The sequence below is a fragment of the Paenibacillus sp. BJ-4 genome, assembly GCF_020404765.1.
In the GTDB taxonomy this organism is placed as follows: Bacteria; Bacillota; Bacilli; order Paenibacillales; family Paenibacillaceae; genus Paenibacillus.
In genome coordinates, this window is record NZ_JAIVEM010000040.1 from 38,867 (window position 1) to 52,276 (window position 13,410).

13 protein-coding genes and 1 pseudogene are annotated in these 13,410 nt (G+C 44.5%); 7 read left to right on the plus strand and 7 right to left on the minus strand.

The window, feature by feature from the left end:
* Positions 1-113: 113 nt before the first annotated feature.
* The 5 genes from tenA (at position 114) to LCF57_RS08210 (ending at position 4,536) form a co-directional block, all read left to right on the plus strand.
* Positions 114-803: a thiaminase II gene (gene tenA, locus LCF57_RS08190; protein WP_025718339.1), complete on the plus strand. Its 690-nt coding sequence runs from the start codon at positions 114-116 to the stop codon at positions 801-803.
* A complete protein-coding gene (gene thiM, locus LCF57_RS08195; protein WP_226000250.1) occupies positions 800-1,642 on the plus strand; it encodes a hydroxyethylthiazole kinase in 843 nt (280 codons plus the stop codon). Before tenA ends, thiM begins: the two co-directional genes overlap by 4 nt.
* Positions 1,639-2,469 (plus strand): bifunctional hydroxymethylpyrimidine kinase/phosphomethylpyrimidine kinase, encoded by an 831-nt coding sequence (gene thiD, locus LCF57_RS08200; RefSeq protein ID WP_226000251.1) that lies wholly within the window; start codon positions 1,639-1,641, stop codon positions 2,467-2,469. Before thiM ends, thiD begins: the two co-directional genes overlap by 4 nt.
* Complete coding sequence (gene thiE / locus LCF57_RS08205; RefSeq protein WP_226000252.1) at positions 2,466-3,155, plus strand: thiamine phosphate synthase; 690 nt, start codon at positions 2,466-2,468, stop codon at positions 3,153-3,155. The genes thiD and thiE overlap by 4 nt, the downstream gene beginning before the upstream one ends.
* 265 nt (positions 3,156-3,420) lie before the next feature.
* A complete protein-coding gene (locus LCF57_RS08210) occupies positions 3,421-4,536 on the plus strand; it encodes an MFS transporter (RefSeq protein WP_264083540.1) in 1,116 nt (371 codons plus the stop codon).
* A gap of 52 nt (positions 4,537-4,588) precedes the next feature.
* Here the strand turns inward: LCF57_RS08210 and LCF57_RS08215 are convergent, their stop codons facing one another.
* Positions 4,589-5,068 carry an Lrp/AsnC family transcriptional regulator gene (locus tag LCF57_RS08215; protein WP_152379234.1) on the minus strand — a complete coding sequence of 160 codons (480 nt, stop codon included), beginning with the start codon at positions 5,066-5,068 and terminating at the stop codon, positions 4,589-4,591.
* 171 nt (positions 5,069-5,239) lie between these two features.
* Between LCF57_RS08215 and LCF57_RS08220 the strand changes: the two genes are divergently transcribed.
* Both LCF57_RS08220 and LCF57_RS08225 read left to right on the plus strand, forming a co-directional pair.
* Complete coding sequence (locus LCF57_RS08220) at positions 5,240-6,421, plus strand: serine hydrolase domain-containing protein (protein ID WP_025718332.1); 1,182 nt, start codon at positions 5,240-5,242, stop codon at positions 6,419-6,421.
* Positions 6,422-6,802: 381 nt separating this feature from the next.
* On the plus strand, positions 6,803-7,303 hold the full coding sequence (locus LCF57_RS08225) for a hypothetical protein (protein ID WP_152379236.1): 501 nt from the start codon (positions 6,803-6,805) through the stop codon (positions 7,301-7,303).
* A gap of 105 nt (positions 7,304-7,408) precedes the next feature.
* Here the strand turns inward: LCF57_RS08225 and LCF57_RS08230 are convergent.
* The 6 genes and pseudogenes from LCF57_RS08230 to LCF57_RS08255 all read right to left on the minus strand — a co-directional run.
* Positions 7,409-8,750: pseudogene (locus LCF57_RS08230) on the minus strand (IS1182 family transposase).
* A gap of 140 nt (positions 8,751-8,890) precedes the next feature.
* Positions 8,891-10,177 (minus strand): MFS transporter, encoded by a 1,287-nt coding sequence (locus tag LCF57_RS08235; protein ID WP_226000254.1) that lies wholly within the window; start codon positions 10,175-10,177, stop codon positions 8,891-8,893.
* Positions 10,178-10,261: 84 nt separating this feature from the next.
* A complete protein-coding gene (locus tag LCF57_RS08240; protein WP_226000255.1) occupies positions 10,262-10,987 on the minus strand; it encodes a CPBP family intramembrane glutamic endopeptidase in 726 nt (241 codons plus the stop codon).
* Between the two features lie 25 nt (positions 10,988-11,012).
* The gene (locus LCF57_RS08245; RefSeq protein WP_226000256.1) at positions 11,013-12,146 is read right to left on the minus strand and encodes a helix-turn-helix transcriptional regulator; all 1,134 of its coding nucleotides are present in this window, start codon (positions 12,144-12,146) and stop codon (positions 11,013-11,015) included.
* A gap of 392 nt (positions 12,147-12,538) precedes the next feature.
* Positions 12,539-12,751 carry a hypothetical protein gene (locus LCF57_RS08250; protein WP_226000257.1) on the minus strand — a complete coding sequence of 71 codons (213 nt, stop codon included), beginning with the start codon at positions 12,749-12,751 and terminating at the stop codon, positions 12,539-12,541.
* A gap of 342 nt (positions 12,752-13,093) precedes the next feature.
* On the minus strand, positions 13,094-13,410 hold a 317-nt coding region (locus tag LCF57_RS08255; RefSeq protein ID WP_226000258.1), incomplete at its 5' end, for a hypothetical protein.

Consider the following 13,410-nt stretch of genomic DNA (forward strand, 5'->3'; position numbering starts at 1 on the left):
ATGCATTAGACCTATGATGAAGCCGCTCCAGTTTTCGGGGCGGCCTTTTGGCGTTGTTCCGAAACTGTCTTCTTACGGGACTTCCTGCTCTTCATTTTGTTGGAGGTGGGGAAATGAGCTTTACACAAGAGCTTCGTCGGCAGGCGGATGGTATTTTTCAGGCGATTTTTGAGCATCCCTTTGTTAGAGGTATTGCCGAAGGAAGCTTGGCAAGGGAACAGCTGATTCACTATGTAAAACAGGACTTTGAATATTTAAATGCCTATATGCGGATTTACGGCATCGCGATCTCCAAATGCACGAGCCGGGAGGACATAGCTGCATTTAACGAACAGATCTCTTTTATCCTCCACAGCGAGATTCATCCGCATCAAAATTTCTGCGCTGTTGCAGGTGTGGCCTATGAAGAAATGCAGGGATATCCGCTCGCACCGTCTGCCCACCATTATATCCATCACATGCTGACGGTCGCACACGAGGGCAGTCTTGGCGAGATCATGGCTGTGCTGCTGCCGTGTCCGTGGACATATCTTGAGATTGGCCGCAGGCTGCTGGATGAGGTAAGACCGGACGAGTCCCATCCGTTCTATGAATGGATCAACTTCTACCAGTCTGAAAATCTAACAACCAAATTCCGAGAACGTGTGGATGCTTGGGCGGAAGGCGCAACGACTGCCGAGCGGGAGCGGATGATTGAGCATTTTATGCTAAGCTGCCAGCTGGAATATATGTTCTGGGATATGGCTTATAAGCAGGAAAACTGGCCGGTCCAGATGCAGGCCGCGGTGGGGTCAACGATATGAATACATGGGAAAAGGATTGTTCGGAGCTTCTGACAAAGGTACACAACAGCAACCCTCTTGTTCACAACATGACCAATGTGGTGGTCACCAACTTTACAGCTAACGGCCTATATGCGCTGGGCGCTTCGCCAGTGATGGCTTATGCCCCCGAGGAAGTCGCGGATATGGCAAAAATAGCAGGGGCCGTCGTATTAAACATCGGTACATTGAACCGCGAGCTGGTCGATGCCATGATCATTGCCGGACAATCGGCGAATGCACATGGTGTTCCGGTCCTGCTAGATCCGGTCGGTGCGGGAGCGACTCGCTTTAGAACCGAGTCGGCACTGCGAATCCTGAGTGAAGTTAACATTTCAATGGTGCGGGGCAATGCAGCCGAAGTCGCCCATCTTATCGGAGAAGCCCATGAAATTAAAGGCGTAGATGCTGGTGAGAGTGCCAGCAGCAGTCATGCCGATCTGGCAGCTCGGGCTGCACGAGCGCTCAATACCATCGTTGTCATCACCGGAAAAGAAGACGTCATCACCGATGGGGCCGAAGTACGAATGATCTGTGGCGGAGACGCGCTGCTCACAAAAGTAACCGGAGCAGGCTGCCTGCTGACTTCAGTGTTGGGCGCTTTTGCTGCCGTTGAACCTAATCTGCTGCTCGCAGGGACAGCAGGCTTGGCATTTTACAGTGCAGCGGCTTCCCGGGCCGCTGCACGTACAGCAGAGCTGGGACCCGGCAGCTTCCAGATTGCCTTTCTCGACGAGCTAGCCAAACTGCATATCGGCTCGCTGAAGGGCCATGTATCTATTCATGAAGCCGGAACAGCTACGGCAGGTGGTGCACAATGACAGACGTTCGTGTACCTAGAGCACTGACGATTGCCGGTTCGGACAGCGGCGGCGGGGCTGGCATTCAGGCCGATCTCAAAACCTTTCAGGAGCTTGGTGTATACGGCATGTCGGCGATTACGGCCATTACCGTACAGAATACCCTGGGTGTCCACGGTGTATATCCCTTGCCACAGGAAGCGGCGGCGGAGCAGATCGAGGCCGTAGGATCAGACCTCGGCGTGGATGCCCTGAAGACTGGCATGCTGTTTCATGCGGGCATCATCCGCCTTGTGGCCGAGCAGATCCGAAAGTTCGGCTGGGAGAAGGTTGTTGTCGATCCCGTGATGATTGCCAAGGGAGGCGCAGCGTTGCTGCAGCCGGAAGCGATGCAGGCTTTGCAGGACGACCTGCTCCCCTTGGCCCTGGTCGTTACACCAAATATCCCGGAAGCGGAAGCCCTAGCAGGGATCAGCATTCGTACGATGGAGGATCGCCGCGAGGCTGCAAGACATATTAGCAGTCTGGGTCCAAAATTTGTCGTGATCAAGGGCGGCCACGCCGACGAGAGCGAGAACAGCGGACAGATCGTTGACCTGCTCTTTGACGGAACCGCCTTTACAGAACTGAGCGGCAAGCGGGTACGGACTGTCCATACACACGGAACGGGATGTACCTTCTCGGCAGCGATTACCGCGGAATTAGGGAAAGGGATGTCTGTACCGGAGGCTATCTTGAAGGGTAAAGCCTTTATCCAGGCAGCGATTGAGGAACCTTTGCAGCTTGGGCAGGGACATGGCCCCACCAATCATTGGGCCTACCGCCGTCGTCAGGAGATGTTCCAATGAGCGCCAGAATATTACCAGAGATGATGTGCCAGCATCTGCATGTGTATCTGGTGCTTGGAAGCGTGAATTGTCTCGCGGAACCAGGCAGGATCGTGCAAGAGGCTCTGGCCGGCGGGACAACCATGGTCCAGTTCCGGGAAAAGGGCCGTGGCGCGTTAACAGGCGCCCCCAGGATTGAGTTGGCACGTCGGCTACAAGAGCAGTGCCGCCGTGCCGGGGTTCCCTTCATCGTGAATGACGATGTGGAGCTGGCTCTTGAACTCGACGCCGACGGCGTTCACATCGGTCAAGACGACGAATCAGCTGATTCCGTCCGCGAGCGGGTCGGAAACCGGATTCTCGGCGTTTCCGCCCATACGATTGAGGAAGCCCGCCGAGCTATCCTACAAGGTGCGGATTATCTCGGCGTCGGGCCAATCTATCCTACCCTCTCGAAGGATGATGCTCATGCCGTGCAGGGTCCAGTCATATTGTATGAGCTGCGCAAAGCTGGAATTGATGTGCCGATCGTCGGAATCGGGGGCATTACGGCGGACCGTGTTGAGGAAGTGATACGCGCAGGTGCGGATGGTGTGGCGGTGATTTCAGCTGTAACGCAGGCAGAGCGGATTCAAGCTGCGGCTGAGAAATTAAAGAAGAAGGTCGTTTTGAGCATCAAACATCCGGGGGTGTCCCAAAAGCCATGAGATACAAGCTTTCATCTGTTTCTTTAAAATTAAAAGAAGAATCGAAAAAATAAATGATTTATCGTCTAATAATTAGTTTTTTACCTTTAATCATGTATGCAAAATAGCGAATCCTTTGTGTAAGCTTATGAAAAGCGTATTGCTTTTAAATTTTCAACAAAGGAGACGTTTTATCGTGAGTTCAAATACAACTTGTGTGAAAGAAGGCAATATAAATACTGGATTTTCAAACAGTCTTCCGTGGGTTGGCTTGCTTGCTTTAGCCATGGCAGGTTTTATCTGCATTTTGACTGAAAGCCTACCTGCAGGTTTACTTCCTCAAATTTCAAAAGACCTTGATGTCTCGGAAGCTCTTGTAGGACAACTGGTTACTCTCTATGCAGTGGGATCTCTTTTAGCCGCAATTCCATTGACCGCTGCTACACGTGGTTGGAGGAGAAAACCGCTATTATTACTATGCATCGCTGGTTTTTTGGTATTTAATACCATAACCGCATTATCTTCTGTCTATGTTCTGACGCTTGCGGCTCGTTTCTTTGCAGGGGTATCTGCCGGGGTGTTATGGGGAATGACTGCCGGTTATGCGCGTCGTATGGTCCCAGCTTCACTGAAAGGAAAAGCCATGGCTGTGGCTATGGTTGGCACACCTCTGGCATTGGCGCTAGGAGTTCCAGTCGGAACCTTTTTGGGCACATACATTGGCTGGCGCCTAATTTTTGGAATTGTAACTTTATTGGCAGCAGTCCTAATAGTTTGGGTCCTTTGGAAGATGCCGGATTTTGATGGAGAGCCTGACGATGAAAGGCTTTCCCTTCATAGAGTCTTTCTGATTCCAGGGGTACGACCGATTTTGGTAGTAGTTATAGCCTGGGTGCTGGCTCATAATATTCTATACACGTATATTTCTCCTTACCTTGCCAAGACCGCTCTTGGACAAAGAGTTGATTTGGTTTTGCTTATTTTTGGAATCACTTCGGTTATTGGCATTTGGGTTGTTGGCATGTTGATTGACCGCTTTATAAGAATAATGATTATATCCAGTATCACTGCCTTCACCCTGGCTTCAATAGCAATGGCGATCGGTATCGATCAGCCTGTGATCATCATCTTCAGTGTCATTATATGGGGACTTACCTTTGGCGGTGCTGCCACCCTTCTTCAAACAGCAATTGCTCAGGCTGGAGGCAAGAGCGCAGACATAGCTCAATCGATGCTGGTTACAGCATGGAACTTGGCTATCGGTGGCGGAGGTATTATTGGCGGTATCCTGCTTGAGCTATTTGGACCCGAACTCCTTCCCGGCTCGTTATTTATACTACTGCTTCCTGCCTTGCTGATAGTTGTGTTAGCCAAAAAGCATGGTTTTCCTAAAGGAATTTAAATAAAACCATTTATATATACCAAAAAAATAGGAATCCGCAGAGATCGGATTCCTATTTTTTTTCTTTTTTAATTGAGGTTATACTCTGGACGGCCATTAAATTGGTTCCTTGAATGAGTTTTTTAAATGGGATCGGAGAGGACATCACAATTAGAGTCGTATAGGTTCCAAATGAATCGCATTTGTTCTCAAACTCTTCGAGGCCCTGAGTTGATTCCGTCAATATTTTTAATAAATAATTGTGTTCTCCACTTATTCGATAACATTCGACCACTTCAGGTGACGAACGACAAAAATCAAGGAAGGCATGACAATCTCTTGTCCGAAATAGAACATAAGCTGTGCTCTGCTTATTCAATTTATGAGGTGAGAACAATGTACGGTATTCCTCGATAACACCTTTTTCCTCCATTCGCTTTACTCGTTCAGTTACAGCAGGCTGAGATAACCCAACCAGTTTTCCTAATTCGGTCATTGGTAATCGTGCATTATTCTCTAAATGGAACAGAATGTTATTATCAATTTCGTCCATAAAAAATGTCTCCTTTTAATCTCAAGGATATTCCATTTAAATACCTTTAGATTCGTAGTAGTTTGCCTCATATTACTTAAATCACTTATGTAAAGGAAATAAAATCATTTATATAATTATCATACTTACTATAAATAATCAAGTAAGCAATACAAGGAGAGGATGAGGGATATGAGATTTACGGATATAAATACTTTACAAAATTGTGTGGATGAAGTAATTGAACGCACACTTATTGAGAAAAGAATAGTAGGCACAGTTGTTCAAATAGCATTAAGAGGGGAGCTGGTGTATAGCCGAGCCAAAGGTTTAGCCGATCGGGAACAGAAGCGTCCGATGCAAGAAAACGCGCTGTTTAGATACGCCTCCGTAACTAAGCCTATTGTATCAACAGCTGCTTTAATATTATTTTCGCAAGATAAGTTGCGTTTAGATGATCCGGTAGTAAAATGGTTACCTTCATTTCGTCCGAAACTGCCAAATGGCCAGTATGCCTCTATTACCATTCGACACTTAATCACTCATACTGCCGGGTTAACTTATCGCTTCTTTCAAGAAGACAAGGGAGCCTACGAAATGGCCGAGGTATCGGACGGTATGGATATATCCGGAATTACTTTGGAAGAGAATCTCGAGAGGCTCGCAGCTGCACCACTTCTTTATGAACCAGGAAAAATGTGGAGGTATTCCATCGCCACTGATGTTCTCGGTGCGGTCATCGAGAAGATCACCGGGATGCCGTTAAGTGAAGCTGTACAAATGCTGGTCACTCACCCACTTCATATGAATGACACTAGTTTTATAGCAGTAGATAAAAATAGGTTAACTGCTGCATATGCTGATAGCTCAGACGAACCTCGCCGGCTGCACGATAACTTTGACACTATTCCTTTTATTGAAGGTACAGCTGGTTTTCGCCTTGCACCCGACCGGGCTAATGATAAGTCTGCTTATCCTTCTGGTGGGGCTGGTATGGTTGGTAGTGCCGGAGACTTCCTAAAATTACTGGAAACTTTACGGCAGGGAGGAGATCCTATTCTTCCGAAAGCAATCGTCACTGAAATGACAACTAATCAAATTGGCGACCTGGAAATGCCTTACTGGCCGGGAAGGGGTTTCGGCTTAGGATTCACGTTACTTAAAGACCCTAAAGCTGCCAATACTTCGGAATCACCTGGAACGTGGCGAATGGGTGGGACTTACGGCCATTCCTGGTTTGTTGATCCAAGTCAAGAACTGAGCGTTGTAGCATTCACAAATACGGCGCTTGAAGGGATGTCCGGAAGATTTACAACTGATCTATGCGAAGCGGTCTACGCAGGATTGCAAGGTTCAAACAATAATTTGTATTGAACCAACAGAAAACGGTAGTTAACATAAAGGGTTTCACTTATTAGGCATGCATAATATGTAGAACCCTTTACTTCATTTTTCAAGACATCTCAATCCTTCAGCCTTCAAACCCTGAACCTTTTATAGCATTTATCTCCATTTGGTCGGCTTTTGCCATTTATGCTTTTTCTTCTGTAACCAAGTAGGGTCAAGAGAGATAAAAGTAAAATTGAAGCCTATGCTGCCGCACATGCTGGGATATACAATAAAACGAAGGTTCATTCGATTGACGCCTTCGTTTTTTTACATAAATTTAAAAATAGAGTAAATTATGATATAGGCATTGCAACTTTCTTTAACATAGTATTCGTTATAGAAAGAGAAAGGATGTATTAATCTAATATGAATAAACCTGCTCAAATTATTTCTATACTTATACTTTCTGTAAATGTGCTTGCTGGTTGTGGAAAGCAGGAAACAACAGGTGCATCCACCAATGAAACAGTACCGACAACCTCAGAATCGGTAGTAAAAGAAGGAACAGCTCAATCAGCCGCACTGCAAAGCTTGGACGAGATCAAATGGAATGAAGTTAAAGACCCTCTGATTGAGGATGCCATGATAACAAAACTCAAAGCGGCAATAGCCGCCTTTGTGTCAAAAGATTTGGATCAATTCCATACTGCGCTCGGTCCAAACGTTGGAACAGGTCATGATTACCTCTTGGATCATCCGGTGAAGTTTACTGGTATTGCCGAAGCTGTAAAAGAAAACGATCGGATTTTGATACCCGTTGTAGGCGAACGGCTTAATAAACAAGAAGGCTATACCCCTGATATACGGTATACCTTCTATTTTGCCAAAGGTAAAGATGGAGCATGGCAAATTGTTTCAATTGACTGATTAAATCAGAACGTCTTCTCAGGCTGTCGAGAAACCCCGTCTTTTGAGACGCGGGTTTCTTTTTCTTTACATCATAATGGTCTGGTATCTGGGAAAAACGGGGGGTTACCCCTGTTTCTCCAGGCGATCCAGGTGAATCGCTATCTTCTTCATGTTCTGCACGGCTGCGGTTATAAGGGCTTGTTCCCTGACGTTCGGAAGTCCGCGCAAACGGCATCTTTGGCATCCGCGAAGCTTCGCTCAATCGTCTCTTTTCGTTTGCGGTACAGCTGTTTCCCGGATGGGCTCAGCCGGTTGCTCCGTACCCATTCTTTGCTGTCTTCCCAGACATGGCGAGTCACCACTTTACGGTGGTTCTGAGACTAGGTACACTGGCCCAGCAGCGGACAATGCCAACACTGGGCTGGGTCAGACGCATACTGCCTGTATCCCTTACGGTCCATCGTTCGGTAAGACAGTTCCTGTTGAGCTGGGCATCTATACACATTGCGTTTGGCATCGTATTCAAACTTCCATTTCGGAAACAGTCCTTGTTTAGGATGGAATCTTCGATGAGCAATCACGGCAAAAATCTTTCGGTTTTGCAAACCTCGGCAAATTGGCGTCGTTAAATAGCCTGAATCTAGTGCAACGGCTTCGACTTGAAAACCAAAACGTTCTCTTTGGCGATCCAAACGGGACAAATAGGGGACGGAATCATGTACATTCCCCCGCGTTACATGCACATCGGTAATCAGATTGTACTTCATATCCACCGTACGGTGGTCCAGATAGAAGAAGCCTTCAGGCTTGCCATCACGGATCATATAACCGCTGTCCGGGTCTGTTTTGCTCACTTTCACTTCTTTTTCTTCGTTCACTTCCTCTCGGGATTTTAACGCTTTTTTCCATGGTTTCTCCGGTCTTCCTTTACCGCTGCGTTCAGCTCATCCATATAGTCTTTGGTATTCTGTAATACTCGCTCTTTGGTGTACTGGTGTTTGTTGGCATTGGCTTTGACGTGTGTGGAATCGGTGATGAGAACACGTCCGCCCACCATTCGGTGAGAGATCGCCTGCAGCACAATTTCATCGAAGATATCTTGAAAGATCGTGGTGTCTTTAAAGCGAGTGCGACGATTCCAGCTTATGGTGGTGTGGTCTGGAACTTTATCCGTTAAGCCCAGCCCCAAGAACCAGCGATAGGCCAGGTTGGTCTGAATCTCCCGCTCAAGCTGCCGTTCTGAGCGAATGCCATAGAAATAACCGAGGAAGATCATTTTAAACAACACGGTAGGATCAATGGCAGGACGCCCGTTGTCCGCACAATACAGCATGCTTACCTTCTCATGAATAAAGGAGAAGTCTATATATTTATCCACTTTGCGAAGCAGATGATCTTGCGGTACCAGCTCTTCCAGAGAAACCAATTCAAAAGATTGTTGTTTGTCTCGATGAGGTCGCAGCATATCAACACCGTCCGTTCTACAATAGTTACCTATATTATACAACATTAACGCGGTGTCGTCTTAAACAAAATCAACATAAAATAGGCTGTCGAGACTTTCTCGACAGCCTGAAAATCCGGCTGGGTGTAAAGCTGATTTTACTACTTGATCTTCTGCGGGCGTATCCAAAACATAATTGGAATCAAAAGAAGAGAAAGGAAACTGCCTGCATAGGCTAGCGTAGCATAACTGGAATTTGCAACTACCATGCCAGATAACGCTCCTCCAGATGCGCCTGCTAATGCAATCAATACATCCACAACTCCTTGCACTTTGGCCTGATTAGATGTTTTGGTTGAATCTACAATCAGAGCAGTCCCACTAATTAGTCCAAAATTCCAGCCCAGTCCCAAGAGAGAAAGAGCAACAATTAGCATAACCATCGATTCAGAGGGCGCAAGAGCAGCTATAACTCCTGCAACTAACAAAGTTAAGCCAGAAGCCGCCGCCATTACAGTCCGCCCTACTTTATCTACCAGAATACCTGTAATTAGAGATGGCAGATACATAAAACCAATATGAAAACCGATAACCACTCCAACTTCACTCAATCCATGTCCATGATGTGCCATATGTATGGGAGTCATCGTCATAATCGCTACCATGACAATTTGGGTCAATATCATAACTAAAGCACCGAGAGTAATTCCTCCACGTCCATCATAAGTTGCTGTATTGGCTAAAGAAGATTTTGCTTCTGTATCTACCTTATGCGCAATAGCATATGCAACCAGCAGAGGATCAGGATGAAGAAACAACAATAGAACAATTCCTGCAAAAAGATAAGCAACTGCTGATAAAAGAAAGGGTCCTGCCAAACTGGGAACTCCGATCGAAAGGGCGAGTCTGCCAGTTGCCTCTACTAAATTCGGCCCCGCTACTGCTCCAATTGTGGTAAAAACCATAGCCAGACTTGCAGCAGTGGCTCTCTGTTTAAAGTTCGCTAGGTCTGTACCTGCGTAACGAGCCTGTAGATTGGTAGCCGCTCCCGCTCCGTAGATAAGAAGTGAAATTAAAAGTAAGATAATGCTATTGGCAAGAGCTGCCCCAACAACGCCGATCGCTCCTATTCCTCCTGCAATAAAGCCCAGTCCTAACCCCATTCTTCTACCTAATCTTTGGGAGAATCGACCAACAAGTAATGCGGCTACTGCTGATCCTAGTGTAAATAAAGCTGTAGGAACGCCACTGAACTTATCGGTACCCAGCATATCCCGTGCTAATAATGCCCCGACTGTTACTCCAGCCGCAAGACCGGCACCACCAAAAATTTGCGAAATAATTACCGTAATGATTGTACGGTGATATAACTTTCTTTGCTTTTCAGGAGAATCCACGTATGTTTGTATAAGATCCTGCTGCTTTCTTGAAATATTAGTTAAAGTCATAAAATGAATATCCTTTCAAGGCCCTCGGCCAGATGATTTATAAAGCTCAATTGGTGTGATGGCTTGTATAAACCTTTATTGCTACTAAAGTAGGAGGTATAACAAAATAACATGATGAATAACATGCGCCAAAGCGTGTGCCATCATCGCATATTGCAATCCCAGCTTCCGATACAGCCAACCAAAAACCATACCAAAAATGCCGTTGAGTAAGAAGCAGCGGATTAGAATAAAGGTGTTCAGACCACCAAACGTCGCAATCGTTGCCGGAATATGCCCTGCTGCAAACAAAAGTGCTGATACAATGTTGGCAACTACAAATACCCATACTGGGATATTCTCTTTTTCTTTGCTGCGGGCAAACAGCTTCCAAAAGATAAAAGCAGCCAATGACATGAAAAATAATCTCATCATAATTTCTTCTATTACTCCACCGTAAATAACCGAGACGGCCAGATAGATTAGCGAATAGCTATCCTTCGTATAACTTGCCGCAACTTCGGGAATCATTTTGGCGAAAAAGAAATAATCCGATAATAAAAGCAGACCAGCTATAATGCTAATAAATAAAGTAATCAGCGTACTTTTTTTTGTAAAAGTCAGCTTTTTCAGCAGGTTTACCTTATCAGCTAAAATATACCCCAAAAATCCCATAATACCAGTATATAAAATGCCCGTCTGAATACCTGAGACTATAATGTATACTTCTTTGGACATCTGAGATAGGATCTGGTTAATCATTTCTTCATTCAGCGTAGCGATGTTATGCATTCCTATCAGTACTCCACCAATAATACCGATTGGTAACATACAAATTGAAAATTTCAATGCACTCTTATAAATGTTTCTCATTTTCGTTCATCCCCAATTTGAATTTTAAGGTTCCAACGATACTCTTATATCTCGGCAGTTCTGCCAAAGCAGCAAATGCTGGATTTTCTACAATACCTTGTACCATGCTTGCTTTGACAGTCTCTTCATTTCGAACGGTCTTTGATTCTAGCTTGAATTCCTTGAGCCAGTCGTCAATGACATCAAAATAAGAATCACCATGCAAGTCATATAGAGAAAAATCTAAAGTACAAATAGACAAATACTTTTGCAACATATCCAGGGCGGTTTCGTGATTACCCTGCATGCAATACACCTGTGCAGCCGTATAGTATACCTTTACCATCGTATTGGGATGTAGCTCCTCTAGGTCATAAGCATCTGCAAGAGCAAAAGTGCGTTGCAAGATTTCCTCTGTTTTTTCTACCTTTGACGCATTTAGGAGTAGATAAGACGGTACTCCTGAAGCCAGTAATAACAAGTGCTGATACATACTAATCTGCATGACTTCATTGGCCTTTTTCACGTTTCCCATCATTTGATACGCCTGTGCTACCATTTCATCGACCGGAGAATGTGGACGGATGGTTTCACCAAGTAAATCCAAGACCTCCTGCGGTTTTTTTAACATAAGATAACAGGTAGCTTCCAATGATACTGCATCTTTGGTAAGCGAAACATCCTCACTTTCTGTTTTCACCCGAATACATAGGCTGACTGATTCTTCAAGCATTTTTTTCCGTTTTTCCGGGTCTGCCGCCAGCATATGATGATTGGTAAGCAATAACGCCATCTGAAGCAGCAGAGGAAAACAGGAATAATATTTTTTTATGATCCTACCGCACTCTGTAATCACTTCATCAAAGGGCTTTTCAGTAAAATCAGAGGCAAGTCTGTGATACAACTTTTTAATATCTTCCTCTGTCATTTGAGGCGCATATCCTATTAATTCATCGATGCTAATATTAAAATATGCCGCCAATTGAGGAAGAAAGGTAATATCCGGATAGCTCTGTCCTGTTTCCCATTTTGAAACAGACGCTTTTGTAACACCGATATATGCTGCCAGCTCATCCTGCGTAATCCCTTTTTCTCTGCGCTTTACAATAAGTGTTTTCGCAGTATTGATTTCTTTCATTTTATCACCTCCGTTATAATTATACGGATTATGGCCACACAAACTATGGATTTAAAGTTTATTTCCATTGATAAAATCAACCACAGAGAAACTCAAAATCATTTTCTGAATTCAGGATTTTGCAAAATTTGATTCCAGTCGCTCCAAAGTGCAATATATAGACGAACTAGACCATTTCGATCTATATATTGTTTATTGGAAGTCGCTTGTTGGATTTTTGCAAAATCCTCAATTACAATCATATCGTAATGGGTGACAATTCAGCGTATTACTAACTAGGATAAGAAGAAGTATCTTGTTACCAAAAAAAATGACATAAGATAAGCCCTCAAACAAGGCCCTCCAATGTCATTGATCCAGAATCTTTTACTAAGCATGATCTGATACTTTTGCTACCTCTCAGCAGCATGAGCAATTCCTTGATAGCGATGAGCAAGGGCTTGGTGATAATACTCTTGTTCGGCAAACTGAAAAAACAACACTGGATTGTTCGCATTAGCCATTTTCATCCGTTCGAAATGCTCCGCCTTTACAAAGTTTTCATCGGCGAGTTGATTAGGATCGTTAGACGTGTTCATATCACGATAAAAAGTTGTATTGTACAAACTAAGCACTCCCTGTCTAGTTTTGATGTGTAGTTAATAGTACTCCTGGATTCCTCCAGAAACACCCTTGATAAAAATGACCTTTCCCAAGGCGAATTACCTTGTTTTGCGAAGTATGTTTATTTTATGAAATTCCCTCATCGATATTGTATAATAATTGTAAATACAGTGAGAGGAGAAAACGATGCTAAAAAATCCTTATTATTTAACTTTTGTTCTTTTGATATGGCTCACAGCTAGTCTAGCTTTACGAATTTCATATGATATTCCGAATCCTCTTTATAACTGGTTGTTAGTATCATTAATAATTCGTTTAATTATACGTGCTATTCATGCAACATATCAGAAAAATGACAAGACCAATAGGATAACTGATGTGATTGTGGAACTATTTATGCTTGTCATTTCATTAGGAGTTATCATATCCGTATTTTTATCTAACGATTTTTCATGGTCAGATAAATTAATTTTTCTGATTGTAGAGCTATATTTACTTATTGGTGTTTGCGTAAATTTCATCAAGTTTAGAAAAAAAGGGCGGAATTGATCCGCCCCCAGATTGTCGAGAAACCCCGTCTTTTTGAGACGCGGGTTCTTTTTCTTTACATAATAATGGTCTGGTATCTGGGAGAAACGGGGTGTTACCCCTGTTTCTCCAG

Excerpts from the sequence above, each read along its gene's own strand:
- LCF57_RS08215 (WP_152379234.1), bottom strand. The coding sequence starts at position 5,068 with ATGGACGAAATTGATAATAACATTCTGTTCCATTTAGAGAATAATGCA.
- thiE (WP_226000252.1), top strand. The coding sequence starts at position 2,466 with ATGAGCGCCAGAATATTACCAGAGATGATGTGCCAGCATCTGCATGTG.
- LCF57_RS08210 (WP_264083540.1), top strand. The coding sequence starts at position 3,421 with ATGGCAGGTTTTATCTGCATTTTGACTGAAAGCCTACCTGCAGGTTTA.
- LCF57_RS08240 (WP_226000255.1), bottom strand. The coding sequence starts at position 10,987 with ATGTTACCAATCGGTATTATTGGTGGAGTACTGATAGGAATGCATAAC.
- LCF57_RS08235 (WP_226000254.1), bottom strand. The coding sequence starts at position 10,177 with ATGACTTTAACTAATATTTCAAGAAAGCAGCAGGATCTTATACAAACA.
- LCF57_RS08225 (WP_152379236.1), top strand. The coding sequence starts at position 6,803 with ATGAATAAACCTGCTCAAATTATTTCTATACTTATACTTTCTGTAAAT.
- tenA (WP_025718339.1), top strand. The coding sequence starts at position 114 with ATGAGCTTTACACAAGAGCTTCGTCGGCAGGCGGATGGTATTTTTCAG.
- LCF57_RS08245 (WP_226000256.1), bottom strand. The coding sequence starts at position 12,146 with ATGAAAGAAATCAATACTGCGAAAACACTTATTGTAAAGCGCAGAGAA.
- thiM (WP_226000250.1), top strand. The coding sequence starts at position 800 with ATGAATACATGGGAAAAGGATTGTTCGGAGCTTCTGACAAAGGTACAC.
- LCF57_RS08220 (WP_025718332.1), top strand. The coding sequence starts at position 5,240 with ATGAGATTTACGGATATAAATACTTTACAAAATTGTGTGGATGAAGTA.
- thiD (WP_226000251.1), top strand. The coding sequence starts at position 1,639 with ATGACAGACGTTCGTGTACCTAGAGCACTGACGATTGCCGGTTCGGAC.